Raw genomic sequence first — 23,491 nt, 5'->3', positions numbered from 1 at the left:
CGTGATTGCGAAGGGGGTTTAAAGGGGAAGTCCCAAGGAACGAAGAATTTTCGTCAGCTTGGCGTCCCCGCGTGCAGTTCGGCCAGCCAGGCGTCGGCGGTCGCGTCGGACGGCATGCGCCAGTCGCCGCGCGGAGACAGGGCCCCGCCCGACGAGATCTTGGGTCCGTTGGGTACGGCCGAGCGCTTGAACTGGTTGGCGAAGAACCGCTTCAAGAACAGCTCCAGCCACTTCTTGATCTCGGCCAGGTCATAGGCGCGGCGGGCGTTGTCAGGCAGGCCGACCGGCCAGGCGCCCTTGTCCGCGTCGCGCCAGGCGCTCCAGGCCAGGAAGGCGATCTTGGACGGGGCCATGCCGTAGCGGGTCATATAGTAGAGGTTGAAGTCCTGCAGGGCGTAAGGACCGACGAAGCTCTCGGTGGCCTGGACCTCTTCGCCCGGGATCAGCTCCGGCGAGATCTCGGTGGCCAGGATGTCCTCCAGCAAGGCCGTGGTCGCCGCGTCGACGTCGCCCGAATGGGCCACGAAGCGGATCAGGTGCTGGATCAGCGTCTTGGGCACCCCGCCATTGGGGTTGTAGTGGCTCATGTGGTCGCCGACGCCGTAGGTGCACCAGCCCAGGGCCAGCTCCGACAGGTCACCAGTCCCGACCACCATGCCCTTGTGGTGATTGGCCAGCCGGAACAGGTAGTCGGTGCGCAGGCCCGCCTGGACGTTCTCGAAGGTCACGTCGTAGACCGGCTCGCCCTTGGCGAACGGATGGCCCAGGCCCGCCAGCATCTGCTGGGCGGCCGGGCGGATGTCGATCTCCTCGGCGGTTACGCCCATGGCGTTCATCAGCGCCCAGGCGTTCGACTTGGTCCGGTCCGAGGTGGCGAAGCCCGGCAGGGTGTAGCCGCGGATGTCCGAGCGCGGCCGGCCCAGCTGGTCCATGGCCTTGGCGGCGACAATCAGGGCGTGGGTCGAGTCCAGACCGCCCGAAATGCCGATCACCAGACTCTTGGACCCCGTCGCCTCTACCCGCCGAGCCAGGCCCTGGACCTGGATGTTGTAGGCCTCGTAGCAGTTCTCGCGCAGCTTGGCGGGATCCGACGGGGTGAACGGGAAGCGCTCTATCGCGCGGGCCAGCGGCAGGTCGCCGGCGGGCGGCTCGAACGTGAACGGGATCACCCGGAACGGAACCTTCGGCGGCGCCAGGGCCATCGAGTCGCCGAAACTGCCAACCCGCATGCGCTCCTGGCGGATCCGGTCGACGTCGACGTCGGCATAGGTCCAGGCGGGGCCGGTCGAGAAGCGCGCGGTCTCCGCCAGCAGGTGGCCCATCTCGTGGATGTCGACATGGCCGTCCCAGGCCAGGTCGGTTGAACTCTCGCCGGCCCCGGCCGCGGAATAGACATAGGCGGCGATCGCCCGTTCCGACTGGCTGGCGCACAGCAGGCGGCGGGTCTCGGACTTGCCGATGGTGATGTTGCTGGCCGACAGGTTCAGCAGGATCTCGGCCCCCGCCAGCGCCTGGGCGGTGCTGGGCGGGTTGGGCGTCCAGACGTCCTCGCAGATCTCGATGCCGACCGTGAAGGGAGTCGGGCCGCCGGCCCGAAGCAGGACATCAGTCCCGAACGACACGGCCTGGCCGGCCAGGGTCAGGGTCTTGCCCGCCACCCCCGCGCCCGGCGTGAACCAGCGACGCTCGTAGAATTCGCGATAGTTGGGCAGGAAGCTCTTGGGGACGACGCCCAGTACCTGGCCGCCCTGGATCGCCACGGCGGTGTTGTAGAGCCGGCCGGCGTCGCGCAGCGGCGCGCCGACCACGATCAGCGGCGCCAGGTCGCGGCTCTCTTCGGCGAGCGTCGCGATCGCCGCCTCGACCGCGTCCAACAGCACGTTCTGGTGCAGCAGGTCATCGACCGTGTAGCCGGTCAGGCCCAGCTCCGGGAACACGATCACGGCCACGCCGGCCGCGTGCGCCTCGCGGGCCAAGGCCAGGACGCTCCGAGCGTTCACGGCCGGGTCGGCGAGCTTCACCTTGGGCACGGCGGTCGCCACGCGGACGAAGCCATGACGATAGGGCGAGAAGAACGAGGGACTACCCAAGCGATCGGCCTTTCCCAACGGGCTGACGAGTTATGCTAAAAGTGAGCATAAGCCATGCTCCAGCTATAGCGCCCTCGGACGATGTTGCATAGCGCCCACGACGGGCGTTCGGCTCCCGGCCTAAGCCTTTGACGCGGGTTGACCCCCACGGGTTCCCATGCGACTGCGCCCCTCGCGCAGCCCTGCAAAACAAAGACAAGACGGAACTTCCATGCCCGTTTCGCCCATCAAGATGGCCGACGCGATCCGCGTCCTTTCCATGGACGCCGTGCACAAGGCCAAGTCCGGACACCAAGGCATGCCGATGGGCATGGCCGACGTGGCGACGGTCCTGTGGGGCAAGTTCCTGAAGTTCGACGCCAGCAAGCCCGACTGGGCCGACCGCGACCGCTTCGTGCTGTCAGCCGGCCACGGCTCGATGCTGCTGTACAGCCTGCTTCACCTGACCGGCTACAAGGCCGTGACGATGAAGGAGATCGAGAACTTCCGTCAGTGGGGCTCGCTGACCCCCGGCCACCCGGAAGTCCACCACACCCCCGGCGTCGAGACCACCACCGGCCCGCTGGGCCAGGGCCTGGCCACGGCCGTCGGCATGGCGATGGCCGAGGCGCATCTGGCCGGCCGTTTCGGCTCTGAGCTAGTCGACCACCGCACCTGGGTGATCGCCGGCGACGGCTGCCTGATGGAAGGCGTCAGCCACGAGGCGATCAGCATCGCCGGCCGCCTGAAGCTGAACAAGCTGACGGTGCTGTTCGACGACAACAACACCACCATCGACGGCGAGGCCACGATCTCGGAGACCGGTGACCAGGTCGCCCGCTTCAAGGCCGCCGGCTGGGCGGTGAAGGCCGTCGACGGTCACGACCACGGCAAGATCGCCGCCGCCATGCGCTGGGCGACCAAGCAGGACCGCCCGACCATGATCGCGTGCAAGACGCTGATCTCGAAGGGGGCCGGTCCCAAGGAAGGCGACCCCCACAGCCACGGCTACACCCTGTTCGACGACCAGATCAAAGCCGCCCGCGAGGCGATGGGCTGGGACGCCGCGCCGTTCACCGTGCCGGGCGACATCGCGGCGGCCTGGAAGAGCGTCGGCCGTCGCGGCGCCAAGGTCCGCAAGACCTGGGAAGCCAAGCTGGCCGCCTCGACCCACGCGTCGGACTTCACCCGCGCCATGAAGGGCGAGCTGCCCGCCAGCGCCTTCGAGGCGCTCGACGCCCACATCGCCAAGGCGCTGGAGACCAAGCCGGTCAACGCCACCCGCGTCCACTCCGGCGCGGCCCTGGACCAGCTGATCCCGGCGATCCCCGAGATGATCGGCGGCTCGGCCGACCTGACCGGCTCGAACAACACCCTGGTCAAGGGCATGGGCGCGTTCGACGCGCCCGCCTATACCGGCCGCTACGTCCACTACGGCGTGCGCGAGTTCGGCATGGCCGCGGCGATGAACGGCATGGCCCTGCACGGCGGAATCATCCCGTATTCGGGCACCTTCCTGGCCTTCGCCGACTACAGCCGCGCGGCGATCCGTCTGGGCGCCCTGATGGAAGCCCGCGTCATCCACGTGATGACCCACGACTCCATCGGCCTGGGCGAGGACGGCCCGACCCACCAGCCGGTCGAGCAGGTGGCGTCCTTGCGCGCCATCCCCAACCTGCTGGTCTTCCGTCCGGCCGACGCGGTGGAAGCCGCCGAGTGCTGGAAGGTCGCCCTGCAAAGCCAGCGCACCCCGTCGGTCATGACCCTATCGCGCCAGAAGACCGCCCACGTGCGGACCTCGGGCGGCGACCTGTCGGCCAAGGGCGCCTACGAGCTGCTGGCGGCTGAAGGCGGCGAGGCCCAGGTCACGATCTTCGCCTCGGGCACCGAGGTCGGCGTGGCCGTGGCCGCGCGCGACATCCTGCAGGCCAAGGGCAAGCCGACCCGCGTCGTCTCGACCCCCTGCTGGGAGCTGTTCGACAAGCAGGACGCCGCCTACCGGGCCGCGGTCATCGGCAAGGCGCCGGTGCGCGTCGCCGTCGAGGCCGGCATCCGCATGGGCTGGGAACGCTTCATCGGCGAGAACGGCAAGTTCGTCGGCATGAAGAGCTTCGGCGCCTCGGCCCCGTTCGAGCGCCTCTACAAGGAATTCGGCATCACCGCCGAGGCCGTCGCCGAAGCGGCTCAGTAAAGGTTGTCATCCCGGACCGCGCTTGCGCGGTCCGGGATGACAGTTTCCATCGACTAGAATTCCACCGAGAACCGGACCGTCGCCACCAGGGCGTGGCCGACGTCGCTGTCGGCGCCCGGGTTCTTCACATACTGCACGTCGGGCTGGATCGTGATCCGGCCGATCTTGTCGGCATAGGTCAGCTCGATGGCGCTTTCCGCGCGCTCGAGCCGCTGGCCCGCGTCGAAGGCGTTGTCGCGATATTTTCCCGACAGGAACGCCTGGTTGACGCCGATCGAGAAAGCACTGTCGGGGCGGCTCTCGAACACGTGCTCGACCAGCACGCCGGCCTGCCAACCGCCCTTGAAGGCGGTCGTGTCGCCATCCGAGACGCCCAGGCGCGCGAAGGCCGTGGTCTTGCGGACCGTGTCCTCGCCGGCGCCGCTCAGGTGACGCTCCAGCAGCACATAAGCGCCCTTGGCGGTAGTGCGGACCGGACCGCCCGCCGGGGCCAACACGCGGATGTCGTCCTGCTTGTCGGTGTAGCGCCAGGTCCCGAAGGCCACCTTGCCCCGGCCCTGCCAGCCGGCCTCGGCGATCATCAGGACGCCGTTGTCGAACGAGGTCTTGATCCCGCCCGGATCGCCCAGCACCCCGGCATTGGCGTTGAGCGCGGCGACCTCGGCGTAGACGGCCTCGGTCGGCGTCCAGCGGGCGCGCACGGCCAGGGCGGTGGATGGGAAGATCGAGGGGCCGTTGGGTCCGGTGGCCGCCAGCTCCGACCCGATGCCGAACGCCGGGGCGATAAGCAGGCCGGCGCTGTCGTTGGCATAGAACTCGCTGTTGAGGTCGTAGAGGCCCGCGCGGACCGAACCCTTGTCGCCGAAGCCCTGCTCGACCCAGGCCTCGAACAGGCGCAGGCGCTGGCGAGTCACCTCGATATTGTCGACGCCCTGCAAGGTGCCGGCGTCGTCGTTAGGCATGGCCCCGCTGTTGTTGAGCACCTCGAAATGGCCGGTCGCGCCTTTCCAGCCGACAGCCTTGTCCAGATCGAGGTCGCCGAACAGCTGCAGGTCATCCAGCACCCGGCCGCGCTTGGCCAAGCCCCCGCTTACCGTCCCGACGACATCGGCCGTATAGCCGCCGCTGAGCTTGAAAGCCCCGTCCTCGGCGCTGGCTCTGTCGGCGGCCAGGCACCCGGTGGCGATCAGGAATGAAGCGGCCGCCATCCTATGGACGGCCTGATTGGTCTTGGTCTGGCGCATTCTGGCCCCGCTGCCCCGATGTTCGATCGGACGTCGGGGCGAACCTGCCGCGCGGCGCGGCGCCATTCGGTAAATCGCGGCTGTGGCGCGTGGTCGCAGTCGAGCCCCGCGCCAGGGATTCCGGGCCTGCGGCGAGATGACGCTGACGTGCGCGGCAAGGGCATGAACGTGCACGGCCAAGCTTAAAAAGCCCGGCGCGTTCAATCGTCTCTGTCGGAAAGGTCCTTGGTGGAGCCGAGGGGAATCGAACCCCTGACCTCCTCATTGCGAACGAGGCGCTCTACCATCTGAGCTACGGCCCCAAGGAGCGGCGGAGATACGGCGACAGAGCGCGCGCGTCAAGCGGGGTTCTCACCGCGCCTTGCCAGCAACCTCCAGGCGCGGCAAGAAGCTTCGGCGTCCGGACGGAAACCCATGGCTCCCATCATCAATCTCGTCTTCTTCATCCTCAACGCCCTGCTGGACCTGCTGTGGTGGGCCATCGTCATCTCGGCGATCCTCAGCTGGCTGTTCGCGTTCGACGTGATCAATCGCCGAAACCAGTTCGTCTACAATGTCGCCACCTTCCTGGACCGGGTCACCGACCCGATTCTGCGGCCCTTCCGTCGGATCATCCCCACGATCGGCGGCGTCGACATCAGCCCGATCATCGTTCTGCTGCTGCTGCGCGGCGTGCAGTTGTTCATTCTTCCGGCCCTGCAGAACACGCTCCTGAACCTGCTTGGCTGAGATCCTGGCCGTCCGCCTGACGCCGCGCGGCGGCCGTGACGCCGTCGACGGCTGGGCGCTGGACGCCGACGGGCGGCCTTATCTTAAGGTGCGGGTGGCCAGTCCGCCCGTCGACGGCGCGGCCAACGCCGCCCTGTTGGCCTTTCTGGCCAAGACCCTGAAGGTCCCGCGTTCGGCCGTGCGGCTGGCCGCCGGTGACACCGCGCGACTCAAACGGCTTGAGCTGGACGGCGTCACGGCCGCGGACCTGGCGCGGGCGTTCGGCCCTCGCCCCTAGCGGCGGCCGAGGGGCAAATCCTTCCCCTTCAAAGCTAGAAACGCCGCCATCGCGCACGATCCTGCCTGAACCCTATTTCGGGCCAACCTATTGACGTGACGGCGTTCTTTCACTTCCTTTTAGCCCCTCGCGACTAGCCTGGTCGCGAGAAGGGCCTGGGGGGCCCTCGGGGGTACGGGCGTCCATGATCGGGACCGCAGTGCACAGGGACGTGGCTCGCGCCGCCGCCTCGCGGCGCGCGAACACGTATCTGCGTATCGGCGCGTCGCTATCCATCGCCACGCTTCTGCAGGTCTATGTCCACGAACCGTGGTGCTGGCTCTGGGCAGGCCTCTACACCCTGGCCCATGTCTTCGAGCTTTGGGTGAGCCATCCCCTGGTCATCCATCCGAACGCCCCGATCGCCGCCTGGCGACGGCTGCTCGCGTTCGTCTCGCCCTTCGTCACCTCGACGGCGTTCGGCGCGGTGTCGATACCCCTGTTCGCCTCGCATATCCGTTTCGCCCCGACCCTCGCCGGGATGCTGCTGGCCGGCGCCCTGCTGAACGTGGTCGTCGTCAACGCCCGCAGCCGCTCGGCCACCGTGATGGCCGCCGCGCCGCACGCCCTCTACCTCCTGTTCGCGCCCTTCGTGGCCAAGACGGCCAATCCCGGGACCAACCTCGCCGACGCCCTGTGGTTCGGGGCGCTGCTGCTCATTGTCGCCGTCACCCTCGCCAGCCGCACCCTGCACGCGGCCCTGAAGGCCGAGGCGGACGCCAAGGCCGAGGCCGAGCGCCGGCGCCATGAGGCCGAGGAGGCCGTGGCCGCCAAGTCCGCCTTCGTCGCCATGATCAGCCACGAGCTGCGCACCCCGATCAGCGCCATCCTGGCCGGCGCCGCCCGCCTGCACAGCGAGGTCCCGGAGGCCAGCTCCAAGATCCACGCCCAGCTGATCGCCGACGCCGGCGGTCTGATGCGCACCCTGCTCAACGACCTCCTGGACTTCTCGCGCCTGGAGGCCGGCCGGATGTCGGTCGAGAAGACCCCCTTCAACCTGCGCCAGACGCTGTCGGACACCTTGCGCCTGTGGCGGCCCGAGATCGCCCGCAAGGGCCTGAAACTGCGGGTGAAGGGCGCCGCGACCCTGCCGCGCTGGGTCGCCGGCGACGCCATGCGCCTGAAGCAGGTGCTGAACAACCTGCTCAGCAACGCCATCAAGTTCACCGACCGCGGCGAGATCACGGTGGTCCTGCACGCCCAGCCGGCGCTGCTGTCGATCGAGGTGATCGATACCGGCCCGGGTATTCCCGAGACGGCCCTGCCGCGTCTGTTCACCCCGTTCGACCAGTTGAACGCCGCCGTGGTGCGTCAGCATGGCGGCTCGGGCTTGGGGCTGGCGATCAGCCGCGAGCTTGCCCGACGCATGGGCGGCGACCTGATCGCGACCAGCGCGCGCGGCCACGGCGCCCACTTCACCCTCACCATGGCCCTGGAAGCGGCGGAAGCGCCGCGCGCCGAGGCTCTAAGTCGTTCGATCACCGGCCTGCGGGTGCTGGTGGTCGACGACCACGTCGTCAACCGCCGGGCCATCGAGCTCGTTCTGCAGCCGTTCGGCGTCGACGCCACCTTGGCCGAGTCGGCGGAGGAGGGTTTGGAGCTACTCCGTTCGGAGGTGTTCGACGCCGTGCTGATGGACGTCTACATGCCCGGCATGGACGGCCGCCAGGCCACCCGCATCCTGCGCGCCGCCGCCGGACCCAATCGCGACACGCCGGTGATCGCCGTCACCGCCTCGTCCACGCCCAAGGACTGGGAGGCCTGCGCCGCCGCCGGCATGAACGCCCACGTCGCCAAGCCGATCGATCCGGCCGAGCTGTTCGGAGCCTTGGCTCAGGTGCTGGCGGGCGAGAAAGCCTTGGCCGCTCCCGACGACGCCGCGGCCTGATCCAGCACCGCCTCCAGGCGGGCCGTCAGCGCCGCCTCGTCCTTGAAGTCGCACTCCCAGATCACCTCGACCCGCCAGCCGGCCGCCGTCAGCGCCTCGATCGACCGCTGGTCGCGGGCGACGTTGCGCGCCACCTTGGCCAGCCAGTAGTCGCGATTGGCCTTGGGCACCCGCGAGCCGCGCGCGCAGTCATGGCCGTGCCAGAAGCAGCCATGGACGAAGAAGGCCAGCCGCCGGCCCGGCATCACCAGGTCGGGATTGCCGGGCAGGTCCTTGCGGTGCAGGCGATATCGGGCGCCCAGGCCGGTCAGCAGGCGGCGCAACGCCTTTTCGGGCGTGGTGTCTTTGCTCTTGACCCGCGCCATGACGGCCGAGCGCTTGGCCTGATCATAGACATCGGTCAAGGCGCTCGACTCGTCGTGCTCAGAGGCCCTCGAACAGGGCCGTGGACAGGTAGCGCTCGGCGAAGCTGGGGATGATCGTGACGATCGTCTTGCCCTTGTACTCGTCGCGCAGAGCCAGGTCGAAGGCGGCGGTCAGGGCCGCGCCCGAGCTGATGCCGACGGGCAGGCCCTCGGTGGCCGCCGCGCGGCGGGCCATGGCGAAGGAATCGTCGTTGCTGACCTGGACGATCTCGTCGATCACGCCGCGGTCCAGCACGCCCGGCACGAAGCCGGCGCCGATGCCCTGGATCTTGTGCGGACCGGGCGCGCCGCCCGACAGCACCGCCGAGGCCTCGGGCTCGACGGCGACCATCTTCAGCGACGGCTTGCGGGCCTTCAGCACCTGGCCGACGCCGGTGATCGTGCCGCCGGTGCCGACACCCGAGACCACGGCGTCCACCGCCCCGGCGGTGTCGTTCCAGATCTCCTCGGCGGTCGAGACGCGGTGGATCAGCGGGTTGGCGGTGTTCTCGAACTGTTGCGGCATCACCGAACCCGGCGTGGCCTCGATCAGCTCCTGAGCGCGGGCAACGGCGCCGCGCATGCCCTTTTCAGCCGGGGTCAGTTCCAGCTTGGCGCCCAGCAGCAGCAGCATCTTGCGGCGCTCGATCGACATGCTCTCGGGCATGACCAGGATCAGCTTGTAGCCCTTGGCGGCGGCCACGAAGGCCAGGGCGATGCCGGTATTGCCCGAGGTGGGCTCGATGATGGTCGCGCCGGGCTTCAGGACGCCCTGCGCCTCCAGGGATTCGACCATCGAAACGCCGATGCGGTCCTTGACCGAGGCGATCGGATTGAAGAATTCCAGCTTGGCCAGGACCTCGCCCTTGGGCTTCAGCTCGGCCGACAGGCGCGGCAGGCGGATCAGCGGGGTGTCGCCGATCGTGTCGATGATCGAGTCGTAGATCTTGCCGCGACCGGCGCGCTTGAAGCGGGCGGCGTCATAGAGGGAGGAAGCGTCGTCCATCGGAGGCACCTGAGCCTTTTAGATTGCGGAAAGCGGGCAACCCTAGACCGGCAAACCCCAGCTGTCAGGGGGTCATTCGGCGGCGAGGCTTGCAGTTTTGCTATCGAGCAAGGGCTCCAGCAGGCTTTCCGCCAACCAGCGCACCACCGGGACCGCCACCCCGTCGCCGATCACCTGCAGACCGGCCGTTTGCGCGCGAGGCAGCCGGTAGCCGTCGGGCAGGCCCATCAGCCGCGCGCCCTCGCGCGGGGTGACCAGGCGCGAGCGCACCTCGCCGTTCTCGATGACCAGCAGGGTCTGGCGCGAGGAGCCGCCGCGAGGTGTGCGCAGGCATCCCGCCAGGCCGTCAAACCGCACCTCGGCCCGTTGCTGGCCGCCACGCATGCGCCGGAACACGGCCCCAACGGCGCGGCCGCCAGCCTTGACGCGATCCTCGACCGCCTGGCGGTGGGCCGGCGCCATCAGGGCCAGCAGCGCCTCTGTGCGCTCCGGCGGGTTCCAGCTCACATCGGCGTCGGGCTCGAGCACGACGGCCAGGTCGGTGTTGCGGGCCGGCGGCGAGGGAACGCTCCACCAGATCCAGCTGGCCTGAAGATCCTCCGGCAGGCGGGCGGCCGCCTCGCGCACGGCGCGGGTGTGGAAGGCGCTACTGCCTTCCAGGCCTCCCGTCGGCAGGCGCGTGGCGACCACGAAGACCCGCGGCCGTGACTGCGGCACGAAGGCGCCGGCGTCGATTTCCAACGCCCCGAAACGATAGCCCTCCTCACCGAGCACGCCACACAGCGCCGTGAAGTCGTCGCCGTGATGCGAGGTCAGCAGGCCGACCACGTTCTCGATGACGATCACCGGTGGGGCGCGGCCTTGCGCCGACAAGGCCTTCATCAGGGTCCAGAAACCGAAGAAGGCCGACGACTTGCCGCCCGCCAGGCCCGCTCGCGCCCCGGCCAGGCTGAAGTCCTGGCAGGGACTGGAGGCCCAGGCGAGATCAGCCGTCGGCAGGGCCTCGGGCGTCAGGGCGAAGACGTCGCCTTCATGGAAGTGTCCCTCGCCGTCGGCGAAGTTGGCGCGATAGGTCGCCGCCTTCACCGCATCGAAGTCGTTGGCGAAGGCGCAGGTCCAGCGCTCACCCAGGCCGACCCGGGCCATGCCGCCGCCGGCGAAGAATTCCAGGAAAGTGGGGCCGACGTTCCGATTCATCGCCGGGGAGTCTAGCCTCACCATGCCTGGAGGGGATAGCCAAAGACATGCGCACCATCGTCCTGATCGCCGTCGCCCTGTTGATAACCGCGTGCGGGCAGTCGCCCATGGGCTCGACCGAGGAGGCGCCGCCGCCAGCCGACGCGCCGATCGTGGTCGGCCCCGACTACTCCGGCGACTTCGACGCGGTTGGGACCGAGCCGTTCTGGAACGTCAAGGTGCGGGCCGCCGGCATGACCTTGAGCCGTCCCGACCATCCGGACGTCACGACCGGCAATTCCGGCGTACGGATAGACGGCGAGCAGGGCGTGTTCGACGCCATGGCGGGCGAACAGCGCCTCGTCCTGCGGCTGACGCCCGGCGACTGCTCGGACGGCATGTCCGACCGCCACTACGGCTATCTGGCCGAGGTCTGGATCGACGGGGAGACCTTGAAGGGTTGCGCCTCGAAGACCCAGGACCTGGCCGCCCAGCCGAAGCCGTAATCCGTCAGTCGCCCTTGGGCCCTAGATAGTTCGGCCCGTACACCGCCGCGCGCAGGTCGTGGTGCAGCGTGCCGTCGAACGGGTAGGTCTGGACGAAAAAGACAGCCGTCAGCCTGTTGGCGGGATCCACCCAGAACAGGGTGCTGTCGCGGCCGTCCCAGAAAAATTCCCCGACCGCGCCCCTGTTCTCCTCAGCCGTCCGCGGCTGCTGCTTGCGGACGGCGAAGTCGAGGCCGAAGCCGACCGAGCCTTTGCCCGGCAGCCACCAGCGGTCGTTGACGCGGGGGTCGAGATGATCGGTGGCCATCAGGCGCACGGTCGACGGCTTGAGAATCTGGACCCCGTCCAGCGTCCCGCCGGCCAGCAGCATGCGCGAGAAGCGGGCGTAGTCGTCGATCGAGGCGACCAGGCCGGCCCCGCCCATGGTCATGCGGCGGGCGGGATCGAAGTTCAGCTTCCGCGTCTCGGCGCTGTCCTCGCGAGCCAATTTGCCGTCAGGCCCCTTGTTGTAGGTCGCCGCCAAGCGGGCGAAGGCGGTTTCGGGCTGGGTCCAGGCGGTATCCTTCATGGCCAGCGGCTCGAGGATGTGAGCCTTCACATAGGCTTCGAACGGCTGGCCGCTCAGCACCTCGACCAGTCGCGCCTGGACGTCGACGGCGGCGCTGTAGCTCCAACGCTCGCCCGGGTCATACATCAGCGGCACGGTGGCCAGGCGGCGGCTGAACTCGGCCAGGTCGTTCTTCAGGTTCAGCGGGTCGGCGGCCTTGAAGGCGGCGTCGGCGGCGGTGTCGCGCATGCCATAGGAGAAGCCGGCCGTGTGGCGGAGGATGTCGCGGATCACGATCGGCCGCGCCGCCGGACGCACGCCGCCCTGGCCATCGATCACCTTCATGTCGGCGAACTCGGGCAGGTAGCGCGACAGCGGATCGTCGAGGCCGAACTTGCCCTGCTCCCACAGCTGCATCAGGGCCACGCCCGTGACCGGCTTGGTCATCGAGAAGATCTGCACCAGGGTGTCGCGGCGCATCGGCTTGCCGGCCTCGCGGTCGGCCATGCCCGCCACGCCAAAATAGCGCTCCTGGCCGTCCTGCCAGACCAGGGCCGAGACCCCGACCGCCCGGCCGCTGTCCACCATCGTCTTCAGCGCCGCGTCGATGCGGGCCCTGTCGATCTTGACCGAGGCCGTCTCCGCGGCCGGAGGCGGGGCGGGACGCGCCAGGACGGGCGCGGCGTGGACCGACAGCGCCGCCGCCGCAACGGCGGCGAGGATCATCTTCTTGGACACGCGGCCTCCCAACGCTTCTTGTGACTGCGTTGGACTGTCGCTTACGGTCCGGCGCTTTTCCAGCGCGCGATGGTCGTAGATCAAGCTCGGGGGATCAGGCCTGATGATCGCCCTGAGAAGCGATCATCTTCAGATAGGCCCCATAGGGCGACTTGGCCAAGTCGTGCGCCAGGCCCAGCAGCTGTTCGGTCGAGATCCACCCGTTCTGGTGGGCGACTTCCTCGACGCAGCCGATCTTCAAGCCTTGGCGGTGCTCCAGCGTGCGCACGAACTCCGAGGCCTCCAGCAGGCTGTCGTGGGTGCCGGTGTCCAGCCAGGCGAAGCCTCTGCCCATGCGCTCGACCGACAGGTCCCCGGCCTCGAGATAAAGCCGGTTGATGTCGGTGATCTCCAGCTCGCCGCGCGCCGAAGGCTGCAGGTCGCGGGCGAAGTCGACGACCCGCTTGTCGTACATGTAGAGGCCCGTCACCGCCCAGTTCGAGCGCGGCTTTTCAGGCTTTTCCTCGATCGAGACGGCCTTGCCGGTGGCGTCGAACTCGACCACGCCGTAGCGCTGCGGGTCGTTGACGAAATAGGCGAAGACGCTGGCGCCGGTCTTGGAGCGCTCCTTGGCGCCCTGCAGGATGCGGCCAAGGCCCGCGCCGTAGAACAGGTTGTCGCCCAGCACGAGGATGCTGGGTTCGGCGCCGACGAAATCGGCCCCGATGCGGTAGGCCTCGGCCAGGCCGTTCGGATTGGCCTGCTCGGCGTAGGTGATGTCGATCCCCCACCGCGCGCCGTCGCCCAGCAGCCCCTGGAACAGCGGGATGTCGCGCGGGGTCGAGATGATCATCACCTCGCGCACCCCAGCCATCATCAGCACCGACAGCGGATAGTAGATCATGGGTTTGTCGAAGACCGGCAGCAGTTGCTTGCTGATCGCCATGGTCACGGGATGGAGGCGCGTGCCCGACCCGCCCGCGAGGATGATACCCTTCATTACGTCTTCTTCTTCAGTCCTGACGGCCGGAACCTAGAGCGGAATTCACCAGAGCGTGAGCCCTTTCGCTCCGAGGCCGGCGTTTCAACACGATGATTTCGCGGAAATTTTGGCGTTATCGGCCTTGGGTGTGGCCCTTGGCCGCCAGGTAGCGATCCAGGGCGTCGGTCCAATGCGGCATCGCGCGGCCGATCGCCGCCTCGAGCTTGGCGTTCGACAAGGCGCTGTAGGGCGGCCGCCGGGCGGGGGTCGGAAACTGGCTAGTCGGGATCGGAACCACCTCGGCGGCCACGCCCGCCTTGACGATGATGTCCCGGGCGAAGTCGCGCCAGCTGGCCACGCCCGCATTGACCACGTGATAGACGCCCGCCGGGACTTCGGCGGCGATCAGGTCGAGAAGGGCCTCGCCGGCGTCCCACGAAGCGGTCGGCGACATGACCTGGTCGTCGACCACGGTCAGACGACCGTGCTGCTTGCCCAACCGGATCATGGTTTCGACGAAGTTGCCGCCCTTGCCGCTGGCCCCGGCCACCCCGAACAGCGAAGCGACGCGGGCGACGATGACGTCGTCATGCTCCAGCCGAGCCAGGTCCTCGCCGAGCGCCTTGGTCGCGCCGTAGACATTGACCGGCGCGCGGCCGACGCCCTCGGTCAGCGCCACCCGCTCGACCTGGCCGCCATAGACATAGTCGGTCGAGACCTGGACCAGCCGCGCGCCCTTGGCGGCGCAGGCCTTGGCCAGGCGGCCGGCGAAGTGGGCGTTGATCGCCACGGCCGGAGCGGGGTCCTTTTCGCAGTCGTCGACCCGCGTGGCGGCCACGCAGTTGATGGCGACGTCGAAGGCCAGGGCGTCGAAACTCGCCGAAGGATCCGTCGCGTCCAGCTGAGCTCGGGTCACCGGCGTGAGATCGAGGCCACGCCGAGCGGCGAGCGCGACGAGGTCCGATCCCAGCTGGCCGTTGGCGCCGAAGAGGGCGATACGCATCAGGCCGTCTTCAGCCCCAGGCGTTGGCCCGCATAGCGCTCGCGCAGCGGCCGCCACCAGGCCTCGTTGTCGAGGTACCACTGGATGGTCTTGCGCAGGCCGGTCTCGAAGGTCTCCTGCGCCCGCCAGCCCAGTTCGGTCTCCAGCTTGGTCGCGTCGATGGCGTAGCGGGCGTCGTGGCCGGGACGGTCGGCGACGAAGGTGATCAGGTCGCGGCGGCTCTGGCCCGGGATCGGGCGCAGCTGGTCGAGCACGTCGCAGATCGCCTCGACCACCTGAAGATTGGTGCGCTCGTTGCGGCCGCCGACATTGTAGCTCTCGCCGGGGACGCCCCTGGAGGCGATCAGGTGCAGGGCGCGGGCGTGATCCTCGACGTGCAGCCAGTCGCGGACATTGTCGCCCTTGCCGTAGACCGGCAGCGGCTTGCCCTCGAGCGCGTTCAGCGTGACCAGCGGGATCAGCTTCTCGGGGAAATGATAGGGCCCGTAGTTGTTGGAGCAGTTGGAGACCACCACCGGCAGGCCGTAGGTGTGATGCCAGGCGCGGGCCAGATGGTCGGACGAGGCCTTCGACGCCGAATAGGGCGAGCGTGGATCGTACGGCGTGGTCTCGCTGAACAGGCCCCCGGCCCCCAGGCTGCCGAACACCTCGTCGGTCGAGATGTGGTGGAAGCGGAAGCTGTCCTTCTCCAGGCCCTCCAGGCTCAGCCAGTGCTCCAGCGCCGCCTGCAGCATCACATATGTGCCGACGATATTGGTCTGGACGAAGTCGCCGGGACCGGTGATCGAGCGGTCGACGTGACTCTCGGCGGCCAGGTGCATGATCACATTGGGCCGGAACGCCTTGATCGTCCGGGCGACGGTTTCCGCGTCGGCGATGTCGCCCTGAACGAACTGGTAGTCGGCCTTGCCCTCCAGCATGGCCAGGCTGGCCGGCGAGGCGGCGTAGGTCAGCTTGTCGTAGTTGAGGATCGCGACGTCGTTCTGGCCGGCCAGGTGGCGACACACGGCCGAGCCGATGAAGCCCGACCCGCCGGTCACCATCACGCGGAGATTCTGCTGCGACATTCGCTGGAAAGTCCTGGCCGTCGAAGAGCCTGCCCGTATCCAGTTTTTAGTGTACGCGCAACTCTCACCGCTTAGTCGGTGAACACCACCGTCTTGCGGCCGTTCAACAGCACCCGGTCCTCCAGGCGATAGCGCAAGGCCCGGGCCAGCACACGGCGCTCGATGTCGCGGCCCTTGCGGATCAGGTCCTCGGGCGTGTCCCGATGACTGATGCGCTCGACGTCCTGCTCGATGATCGGGCCTTCGTCGAGGTCGCCGGTCACGTAGTGGGCCGAGGCGCCGATCAGCTTCACGCCGCGCGCGTGGGCCTGGTGATAGGGCTTGGCGCCCTTGAAGCCCGGTAGGAACGAGTGGTGGATGTTGATGCAGCGACCCTGCAGCTTGGCCGACAGGCCGTCGGACAGCACCTGCATGTAGCGGGCGAGCACGACGATGTCGGTCCTGGTTTCCTGGATCAGCTTCCAGAGGTCGGCTTCCTGCTCGAACTTGGTCTCCTTGGTCACCGGCATGTGGTGGAAGGGCAGGCCCGTCAGGTCGATGTGCTCGTAGGTCTCGGCCGGGTGGTTGGAGACGACGCCGGCGATGTCCATCGGCAGCTCGCCGATCCGCCAGCGATAGACCAGGTCGGCCAGGCAGTGGTCGAACTTGCTGGCCAGCAGCAGCACGCGATAGCGCTCGGCGCGGTCGCGCAGGGTCCACTTCATCTTCAGCGGCGCGGCCAGGTCGCCGAACGCGCCGCGCAGCGCTTCACGATCCGCGCCATCGGCGTCGAACACCACGCGCATGAAGAACTGACCGGTCTCCTGGTCGTCGAACTGCTGGGCGTCGAGGATGTTGCAGCCGCGCTCGAACAGGAAGGCGGAGACCTTGGCGACGATGCCGCGCTGGTCGGGGCAGGAGAGGGTCAGGATCATGGTCCGCTCCCTCTAGAGAACCCCGGCGGCGAAGAAAAGCGCCTGAGCGCGTGGGGCGAGGCCGATTTTCGCGCGGCGGCCGGAGTTTTCCTAAACCTTCGGCACGGCCATGCCCTGCTGGACGGCCGGACGGGCCTCCATGGCCATCAGCCAGTTCTCGACCGCTGGCACACCCGCGTCGCGGTCCGGCTCGGCCCTGCCCATGGCGGCGAGCACGGCCTTGGTCCAGCTATACGAGGCGATGTCGGCGATCGAATAGTGCTCGCCGGCGATCCACGGATGGTCGTTAAGCCGCCGGTCCAGCACGCCCAGCAGCCGCGCGACCTCGCCGCCGAAGCGCTGGATCGCGGCCGGGATCTTCTCCTCGGCGCGCATGGCGAAATAGCCGTATTGGCCGGCCATCGGACCAAGGCCACCGACTTGCCAGAAGGTCCATTCCAGAGCCGCCCAGCGCTCGGAGCCTTCCGGCGCCAGGAACCGGCCGGTCTTTTCGGCCAGATAGACCAGGATCGCGCCGCTCTCGAAGATGGCTTGCGGCCCACCCGGCGCGTCGTGATCGACAATGGCCGGGATCTTGTTGTTGGGCGAGATGGCCAGGAAGTTCGGCTCGAACTGCTGGTCCTTGGACAGGTCCACCGGATGGACCCGATACGGCAGGCCGACCTCCTCCAGCATGATCGAGGCCTTGCGGCCGTTCGGCGTGGTCCAGGTGTAGAGATCGATCACCGGGCGTCTCCCAGGAAAACTTCGGCGCTTTTCGTGATCAACAACGCTTAGGACCGCGATCTTGCTGCGCCCGGGTAGGCGGCGCGGCGAGAACGGGTCCGAAGCGTGGCAGCCGAAAGTGTGAGCGGTTTCGGCGCCCGCCACGCTTCGAATGTAAGAATTAGAGCCTGTTTATCCGCTTTGGATTTCATCCAAAGCGGACAGGCTCTAGGTTCGGGCCATGGTTTCCTCATCCGAAGTCCTGTCCGACCGCGCCGTCGACCTGCTGGCGACACTGGTGGCGTTCGACACCACCTCCCGCCGTTCGAACCTCGCGCTGATCGAATGGGTCGAGGCCTATCTGGCCCATCTCGACATCCCCTCGCGCCGCGTGCCGAACGCCGACGGGACCAAATCCAATCTGATGGCCACGATCGGCCCGGCGGTCGAGGGCGGCGTCGTGCTGTCCGGCCATACCGACGTGGTGCCGGTCGATGGCCAGCCGTGGTCCAGCGATCCGTGGACCCTGACCGAGCGCGATGGCCGGCTCTATGGCCGCGGAACCTGCGACATGAAGGGGTTTCTCGCGCTGGCCCTGGCCGCCGCGCCGGACCTGGCCCGGGCGACCCTTTCCAGGCCGGTGCACCTGGCCTTCTCCTATGACGAGGAGGTCGGCTGCCTGGGCGCGCCGGACATGATCGAGATCATCGCAAACGACCTGCCCCGGCCCGCCTTGGTGGTGGTCGGCGAGCCCACCGACATGGTCGCCGTGCGCGGCCACAAGGGCATCGCCAGCTTCATCGTCACCGTAACCGGCCGCGAGGCCCATTCCAGCCTGACCCACCTGGGCGTCTCGGCCAACATGGCGGCGATCAGGCTGATGGCGATGCTGGTCGAGCTCTCGGAAAAGCTGGAACGCGAAGCCGATCCCGCGTCGCTATTCATTCCCAAGGGCGCGACCTTGACCGTCGGCCAGGTCAACGGCGGCACGGCCGTCAACATCCTGGCCCGCGAGTGCGTATTCGTCTTCGACCTGCGCACCCCGGCCAACCTGAACCCGATGGCGCTGCTCGCCGATTTCTTCGCGGCGGCCGAGGCGATGGACGCCCAGATCAAGGCCAAGGCCCCGGAAGGCGGCGTCAAGGTCGAGCGCCGCTCGCTGACCCCCGCCTTCGCGCCCGAGGAGAACGGCGTCGCCGAGGCCTTCGCCCGCAAGCTGACCGGCGACAATGGCCCGCCTCGCGTCGTGCCCTACGCGGCTGAGGCGGGCCAGTTCCAGGGCGCGGGCTTCTCGACGGTGATCTGCGGCCCCGGCTCGATCGACCAGGCCCACCAGCCCGACGAGTACGTGGAAATCAGCCAGATGCAGCGCGGCGCGGCCTTCATGCGCCGGCTGATCGAGGACCTCTCCATTTCCTGATCACGAACCGCCTGCCGATGAACGCGGCCGGGTCGATCGACATCACCCGCAGGATCGCGCCGGGCGAGGCCTTGCGTTTCGCCTGGATCGTCCGACGGTCGGCCAGCACCTGGTCGAGATCCTCGCGCTTCAGCGCCGCCTTGATCCCCCGGATCGCCGGCGCGACGTCGCCGCGTCGCCAGTGCAGCAGCAACAGGCCCGCCGTCACCGCCACGTGCAGCGGGAGGGTCACCGGAAACAGCCAGCCGGGCGTGTTCTTGACGAAGGTCCAGACGCGGTTGCGCGAGCCGTGGAAGATCGAGAAGTCCGACCGCACGCCCGTGCTGGCCGAACCGACATGGGCGACCTTGGCCTTGGGCAGCAGCAGAGTCGGCTGGTCGTAGAGGCGCAGGCGATAGCCCAGGTCGACGTCCTCGCAGTAGCAGAAATACCGCTCGTCGAAGCCGCCGACCGCGAGGAACAGGTCGCGATCGATCAGCATGGCCGCGCCGCAGGCCGAGAACACCTCGCCTTCGGGTAGGACCGCCGGTTGCTTGCGGCCATACCCGCCCCGGAACGGTATGCCCGCGCTGGTGACGTTGTCGCCGGCCCCGTCCAGCAGCCCCGGCCGATCGGCCGACAGCTGCAGCGAGGCGAAACTCTTCACGGCCGGGTGGCGCGCGACGCCCGCCATCAGTTCTTCCAGCCAATCCGGCTCGGCATAGGCGTCGGGATTGAGCAGGACCAGCCAGCGCCCCCTGGCGCGGCGGGCGGCCAGGTTGTTGCCGGCCGCGAAGCCCAGATTGGCCCCCGCCTCGACGAAATCGACCCACGGATGGGCCTTGGCGGCCGCCTGCGGCGCGCCGTCGGTCGAGGCGTTGTCGATCAGGATGGTCTCGAAGTCGCGGAAGGTCTGGGCTTCCAATCGGGCGAGGCATGGCTCGAGGGTCGGGCCGCTCTGGTAGGAGACGATCACCACGGTCATGGCCGGACCGCTCTTGTTTTCCTCTGTCTCAGGCGGCATCGGTGGCCAACTCATTCCTCGAACTCAAGTACGCGTCATGAAGATCACGCCGCTGGCGATCCCCGAAGTGCTGCTTATCACGCCCGCGCGCCATGGCGATGAGCGCGGCTGGTTTTCCGAGACCTTCCGGCAATCGGCGCTGGAGGAGGCTGGATTTAAGGCCGCCTTCGTCCAGGACAACCATGTCCGGTCGACCACGCGCGGCATCCAGCGCGGCCTGCATTACCAGCGTCCGCCGCATGCCCAGGACAAGCTGCTGCGCTGCGTGGTCGGGTCGATCTTCGACGTGGCGGTCGACATCCGGAAGGGCTCGCCGACCTACGGCCAGTGGGTTGGGGCCGAATTGTCGGCCGAGAACCGCCAGCAGCTGCTGGTTCCCAAGGGCTTCGCCCATGGCTACGTCACCCTGACCGATGCGTGCGAGGTGCTCTACAAGGTCACGGACTACTACGCTCCGGCCGCCGAGGGCGCGGTGCGCTGGAGCGACCCGGCGATCGGCATCGACTGGCCGCTGCCCGTTTCGGAGATCACCGCCAACGACCGTGACAACGCCGCGCCGCTGCTGGCGGAGATCGAGACGCCGTTTACGTATTGAGCAAGCGCGGCCAGCGCCGCGGGCCCCTACCTGACCGCTTCGCGGTCGTCCGCCCCCGGAGGGGCAGAAGGAAACCGCGCTCCTTCTTCCCCTCCGGGGGAGGAGCGCCGCAGGCGCGGAGGGGCAAGTGACGGGAAGAGACGCGCGATGACTGACTTCACCGACTTCTTCTGGACCTCCTACGAAGGCCTGCCGCTGCACGCTCGTGACTACGCGGCCGTGGGAGAAACCGAGAAGCTGCCGGTGATCTGCCTCCACGGCCTGACCCGCAACGCTCGCGATTTCGAGGACCTGGCGCCGCGTATCGCCGCCACGGGCCGTCGCGTCCTCGCCGCCGATGTGCGGGGCCGAGGCCTGTCGGCCCGCGACCCGAACCCGATGAACTACCATCCCGGGACCTACGCCGCCGACGTGATCTCGCTGCTCGCCGCGGCCGGGATCGAGCGCGCGGTGTTCGTCGGGACCAGCATGGGCGGGCTGGTCACCATGGTCCTGACCTCGATCAAGCCCGAGGCGATCGCGGCGGCCGTGCTGAACGACGTCGGCCCCGAGCTGTCGCCCGTCGGCCTGGGACGCATCGCGGGCTACGCGGGCGGCGCCAGCCGCTTCGAGACCTGGGAGGCGGCGGTCGCCTACGCCAAGGCCATCAACGCCGCGGCCTTTCCAAACTACGGCGCCGAGGACTGGGACATCTTCGCCCGCCGCCTGTTCGACGAGGCGGATGGCGGCTTCGTCCTGGCCTACGATCCGGACATCTCGGCCCCGATCAAGGCGGCGGCGGAAGCGGCGGCCAAAGCCCAGGCCGAAGGCGGCCCAAATGGAGGGCAGGCCTTGGCCCCGCCCGACATGTACCCGCTGTTCCGGGCGCTGGCCAAGGACCGGCCGCTGCTGCTGGTGCGTGGCGGGATCTCGGACCTGGTCGACGCGGGCATCGCCGAGCGCATGCGCGCCGCCGCGCCATCGATGGCCTATGCCGAGGTCCCCGGCGTCGGCCACGCGCCGATGCTGACCGAGCCGCAAGCGTGGGCGGCGATAGAAAACCTGCTGGCGGAAGCGCCCTAAGGGGCGCGCCCAAGGGGTGTTTTGGCGGCTTGGCCGTGTTAGAGGCCCCGCCACGGCCATTCTTCGCCGCGACAGAGTGCTGATCCGATGACCCTCGACCTCGCCGCCATCCAAGCCGCCGCCGGCCGCCTGAAGGGTCAGATCGAGCGCACCCCGTGCCGTCACTCGCGCACCCTGTCGAAAATCACCGGCGCCGAGGTGTGGGTGAAGTTCGAGAACCTGCAGTTCACCGCCGCCTACAAGGAGCGTGGCGCGCTGAACAAGCTGATGCTGCTGTCGGAAGCCGAGAAGCAGCAGGGCGTCATCGCCGCCAGCGCCGGCAACCATGCCCAGGGCCTGGCCTATCATGGCGCCCGTCTGGGCGTGCCGGTCACCATCGTCATGCCCCGCACGACGCCGTTCGTGAAGGTCCAGCACACCCGCGATTTCGGCGCGACCGTGATCATCGAGGGCGAGACCTATGACGACGCCAACGCCCACGCCCGCAAACTGCGCGACGAGCAGGGCCTGACCTTCGTCCACCCGTTCGACGATTACGACATCATGGCCGGCCAGGGCACGATCGCCCTGGAGATGCTGGAAGACGCCCCGGATCTCGAGATCCTGCCGGTGCCGATCGGCGGCGGCGGCCTGATCAGCGGCGTGGCCACGGCGGCCAAGGCGCTGAAGCCCGACATCCGCATCATCGGCTGCGAGCCGGCCATGTATCCGTCCTTCACCGCCAAGATGCGCGGCGTCGCGGCCCACTGCGGCGGCCAGACCATCGCCGAGGGCGTGGCGGTCAAGCAGGTTGGCGACCTGACCTATGGCGTCACCCGCCCGCTGATCGACGACGTGCTGCTGCTGGAAGAACCGCACATCGAGCAGGCGGTGGCCCTCTATTGCAATGTCGAGAAGACGATCGCCGAGGGCGCGGGCGCGGCCTCGCTGGCGGCGCTGCTGGCCTATCCGGAGCGTTTCCGCGGCAAGAAGTGCGGTCTGATCCTGTGCGGCGGCAACATCGACACCCGCCTGCTGGCCTCGGTCCTGACCCGCGAACTGGTCCGCGCTCAGCGCCTGGCCAGCTTGCGGATCATCGGCGACGACCGTCCGGGCCTGCTGTCGACCGTGGCCCACGTGATCGGGGCCATGGGCGCCAACATCATCGAGGTCAACCACAACCGCCTGGCCCTCGACGTTCCGGCCAAGGGCGCGGAGTTCGATATCACCATCGAAACCCGCGACGCCCAGCACACCCAGGAAGTGATGGATGCGCTGCGCGAGAGCGGCTACCCGCCGCGGGTGGTGTAGAACGGCCTCAGCTCCCCCAGCCGGGGGAGCAGATTCCCCTATTCCTTCGGCTTGCCCGGACCCAGCCGGTTCACGTCCAGCAGCTCGATGCGGAAGATCATCACGCTGTTGGCCGGGATCGGTCCCTTGTCCTCGGCGCCGTAGCCCAAGGCCGGCGGCACGTAGAGGATCCACTCGTCGCCGGCCTTCATGCGCTGCAAGGCGATGATCCAGGCCGGCACCAGGCCGTCCAGCGGGAACACGGCCGGCACGCCGCGCTCGTAGCTCGAGTCGAACACCGTGCCGTCCAGCAGCTTGCCCTCGTAGTGAACCTTGACCTCGTCGGCCTGCGTCGGGTGTTGACCGCCCTGCGGTCCCTCGCGCACCACCTTGTACTGCAGGCCCTGGGGCAGGGTGACGACGCCGGGCTCCTTGGCGTTCTTGGCCATGAAGGCGTCGGCGACGGAGAGGTTTTCCTGCGCCTTCTTGTCGGGACCGCAGGCGGCCAGGGTCAGGCCGGCGGCGGCGAGGGTGAGAAGCAGGGCGCGGCGGTGCATGAAGACCTCGGACGGAAACTGGCCGTCCAGCTAGCACGGACCGCGCGGGATTCCATCTCCGAACGAACACAGCCGCGTACAGTGGAATTTTCACGGAACAATGGTGGCTTTCGGTGAAAAG

Annotated in this window: 22 protein-coding genes and 1 tRNA gene; 9 read left to right on the top strand and 14 right to left on the bottom strand. The window is 68.4% G+C overall.

Features of this window, described 5'->3' with window-relative positions; all coding sequences use genetic code 11:
* Nucleotides 1-53: 53 nt before the first annotated feature.
* On the bottom strand, nucleotides 54-2,090 hold the full coding sequence (locus tag ASC70_RS20480) for an NAD(+) synthase (protein WP_056053939.1): 2,037 nt from the start codon (nucleotides 2,088-2,090) through the stop codon (nucleotides 54-56).
* 211 nt (nucleotides 2,091-2,301) lie between these two features.
* Here ASC70_RS20480 and tkt point away from each other — a divergent pair, with 211 nt between their 5' ends.
* The gene (gene tkt, locus ASC70_RS20475) at nucleotides 2,302-4,260 is read left to right on the top strand and encodes a transketolase (protein WP_056053937.1); all 1,959 of its coding nucleotides are present in this window, start codon (nucleotides 2,302-2,304) and stop codon (nucleotides 4,258-4,260) included.
* 53 nt (nucleotides 4,261-4,313) lie between these two features.
* On the opposite strand, the gene ASC70_RS20470 is transcribed toward tkt, so the two are convergent.
* Both ASC70_RS20470 and ASC70_RS20465 read right to left on the bottom strand, forming a co-directional pair.
* Nucleotides 4,314-5,504: a carbohydrate porin gene (locus ASC70_RS20470; protein ID WP_082539526.1), complete on the bottom strand. Its 1,191-nt coding sequence runs from the start codon at nucleotides 5,502-5,504 to the stop codon at nucleotides 4,314-4,316.
* A gap of 226 nt (nucleotides 5,505-5,730) precedes the next feature.
* Nucleotides 5,731-5,806, bottom strand: a tRNA-Ala gene (locus ASC70_RS20465).
* A 112-nt stretch (nucleotides 5,807-5,918) separates the two neighbouring features.
* Between ASC70_RS20465 and ASC70_RS20460 the strand changes: the two genes are divergently transcribed.
* The 3 genes from ASC70_RS20460 (at nucleotide 5,919) to ASC70_RS20450 (ending at nucleotide 8,437) form a co-directional block, all read left to right on the top strand.
* Nucleotides 5,919-6,233: a YggT family protein gene (locus ASC70_RS20460; protein ID WP_047403928.1), complete on the top strand. Its 315-nt coding sequence runs from the start codon at nucleotides 5,919-5,921 to the stop codon at nucleotides 6,231-6,233.
* Complete coding sequence (locus tag ASC70_RS20455; RefSeq protein WP_056053934.1) at nucleotides 6,226-6,510, top strand: DUF167 family protein; 285 nt, start codon at nucleotides 6,226-6,228, stop codon at nucleotides 6,508-6,510. Before ASC70_RS20460 ends, ASC70_RS20455 begins: the two co-directional genes overlap by 8 nt.
* 184 nt (nucleotides 6,511-6,694) lie before the next feature.
* Nucleotides 6,695-8,437 carry an ATP-binding protein gene (locus ASC70_RS20450; protein ID WP_056053931.1) on the top strand — a complete coding sequence of 581 codons (1,743 nt, stop codon included), beginning with the start codon at nucleotides 6,695-6,697 and terminating at the stop codon, nucleotides 8,435-8,437.
* Here the strand turns inward: ASC70_RS20450 and ASC70_RS20445 are convergent.
* From ASC70_RS20445 to ASC70_RS20435, 3 genes are all read right to left on the bottom strand, one after another.
* The gene (locus ASC70_RS20445; RefSeq protein ID WP_056053928.1) at nucleotides 8,383-8,841 is read right to left on the bottom strand and encodes a very short patch repair endonuclease; all 459 of its coding nucleotides are present in this window, start codon (nucleotides 8,839-8,841) and stop codon (nucleotides 8,383-8,385) included. The two genes, ASC70_RS20450 and ASC70_RS20445, sit on opposite strands and share 55 nt — an antisense overlap.
* A gap of 19 nt (nucleotides 8,842-8,860) precedes the next feature.
* Nucleotides 8,861-9,847: a cysteine synthase A gene (gene cysK, locus ASC70_RS20440; RefSeq protein WP_047403934.1), complete on the bottom strand. Its 987-nt coding sequence runs from the start codon at nucleotides 9,845-9,847 to the stop codon at nucleotides 8,861-8,863.
* 72 nt (nucleotides 9,848-9,919) lie between these two features.
* Entirely contained in the window at nucleotides 9,920-11,044 is a 1,125-nt protein-coding gene (locus ASC70_RS20435) for a DNA cytosine methyltransferase (protein WP_056053925.1), read from the bottom strand.
* A 47-nt stretch (nucleotides 11,045-11,091) separates the two neighbouring features.
* Between ASC70_RS20435 and ASC70_RS20430 the strand changes: the two genes are divergently transcribed.
* Complete coding sequence (locus tag ASC70_RS20430) at nucleotides 11,092-11,529, top strand: COG3650 family protein (protein ID WP_047403937.1); 438 nt, start codon at nucleotides 11,092-11,094, stop codon at nucleotides 11,527-11,529.
* A gap of 4 nt (nucleotides 11,530-11,533) precedes the next feature.
* Here the strand turns inward: ASC70_RS20430 and ASC70_RS20425 are convergent, their stop codons facing one another.
* The 6 genes from ASC70_RS20425 to ASC70_RS20400 form a co-directional block, all read right to left on the bottom strand.
* Complete coding sequence (locus ASC70_RS20425) at nucleotides 11,534-12,814, bottom strand: serine hydrolase (protein ID WP_056054094.1); 1,281 nt, start codon at nucleotides 12,812-12,814, stop codon at nucleotides 11,534-11,536.
* A gap of 94 nt (nucleotides 12,815-12,908) precedes the next feature.
* Nucleotides 12,909-13,793: a glucose-1-phosphate thymidylyltransferase RfbA gene (gene rfbA / locus ASC70_RS20420; RefSeq protein ID WP_047403941.1), complete on the bottom strand. Its 885-nt coding sequence runs from the start codon at nucleotides 13,791-13,793 to the stop codon at nucleotides 12,909-12,911.
* Nucleotides 13,794-13,908: 115 nt separating this feature from the next.
* Nucleotides 13,909-14,778 carry a dTDP-4-dehydrorhamnose reductase gene (gene rfbD, locus ASC70_RS20415; protein ID WP_056053920.1) on the bottom strand — a complete coding sequence of 290 codons (870 nt, stop codon included), beginning with the start codon at nucleotides 14,776-14,778 and terminating at the stop codon, nucleotides 13,909-13,911.
* Nucleotides 14,778-15,845, bottom strand: a complete 1,068-nt coding sequence (rfbB, locus tag ASC70_RS20410; RefSeq protein ID WP_056053917.1) for a dTDP-glucose 4,6-dehydratase — start codon at nucleotides 15,843-15,845, stop codon at nucleotides 14,778-14,780. Before rfbB ends, rfbD begins: the two co-directional genes overlap by 1 nt.
* Nucleotides 15,846-15,916: 71 nt before the next feature.
* Entirely contained in the window at nucleotides 15,917-16,759 is an 843-nt protein-coding gene (gene purU / locus ASC70_RS20405; RefSeq protein WP_056053915.1) for a formyltetrahydrofolate deformylase, read from the bottom strand.
* A 90-nt stretch (nucleotides 16,760-16,849) separates the two neighbouring features.
* Nucleotides 16,850-17,485, bottom strand: a complete 636-nt coding sequence (locus ASC70_RS20400; protein WP_056053912.1) for a glutathione S-transferase N-terminal domain-containing protein — start codon at nucleotides 17,483-17,485, stop codon at nucleotides 16,850-16,852.
* Nucleotides 17,486-17,705: 220 nt separating this feature from the next.
* On the opposite strand from ASC70_RS20400, the gene argE reads away from it, so the two are divergent.
* A complete protein-coding gene (gene argE / locus ASC70_RS20395) occupies nucleotides 17,706-18,884 on the top strand; it encodes an acetylornithine deacetylase (protein WP_056053909.1) in 1,179 nt (392 codons plus the stop codon).
* Here the strand turns inward: argE and ASC70_RS20390 are convergent.
* A complete protein-coding gene (locus ASC70_RS20390; RefSeq protein WP_056053907.1) occupies nucleotides 18,847-19,887 on the bottom strand; it encodes a glycosyltransferase family 2 protein in 1,041 nt (346 codons plus the stop codon). The genes argE and ASC70_RS20390 overlap by 38 nt on opposite strands.
* A gap of 37 nt (nucleotides 19,888-19,924) precedes the next feature.
* Here ASC70_RS20390 and rfbC point away from each other — a divergent pair, with 37 nt between their 5' ends.
* From rfbC to ASC70_RS20375, 3 genes are all read left to right on the top strand, one after another.
* A complete protein-coding gene (gene rfbC / locus ASC70_RS20385) occupies nucleotides 19,925-20,482 on the top strand; it encodes a dTDP-4-dehydrorhamnose 3,5-epimerase (protein WP_047403952.1) in 558 nt (185 codons plus the stop codon).
* A 147-nt stretch (nucleotides 20,483-20,629) separates the two neighbouring features.
* The gene (locus ASC70_RS20380; protein WP_056053905.1) at nucleotides 20,630-21,544 is read left to right on the top strand and encodes an alpha/beta fold hydrolase; all 915 of its coding nucleotides are present in this window, start codon (nucleotides 20,630-20,632) and stop codon (nucleotides 21,542-21,544) included.
* A gap of 87 nt (nucleotides 21,545-21,631) precedes the next feature.
* Nucleotides 21,632-22,834: a threonine ammonia-lyase gene (locus ASC70_RS20375; protein ID WP_056053902.1), complete on the top strand. Its 1,203-nt coding sequence runs from the start codon at nucleotides 21,632-21,634 to the stop codon at nucleotides 22,832-22,834.
* A 38-nt stretch (nucleotides 22,835-22,872) separates the two neighbouring features.
* Here the strand turns inward: ASC70_RS20375 and ASC70_RS20370 are convergent, their stop codons facing one another.
* Complete coding sequence (locus ASC70_RS20370) at nucleotides 22,873-23,370, bottom strand: FKBP-type peptidyl-prolyl cis-trans isomerase (RefSeq protein WP_047403958.1); 498 nt, start codon at nucleotides 23,368-23,370, stop codon at nucleotides 22,873-22,875.
* Nucleotides 23,371-23,491: the final 121 nt, after the last annotated feature.

The organism is Caulobacter sp. Root343, assembly GCF_001425745.1.
Lineage (GTDB): Bacteria > Pseudomonadota > Alphaproteobacteria > Caulobacterales > Caulobacteraceae > Caulobacter.
This window is presented reverse-complemented; position numbering and strand designations above follow the sequence as displayed.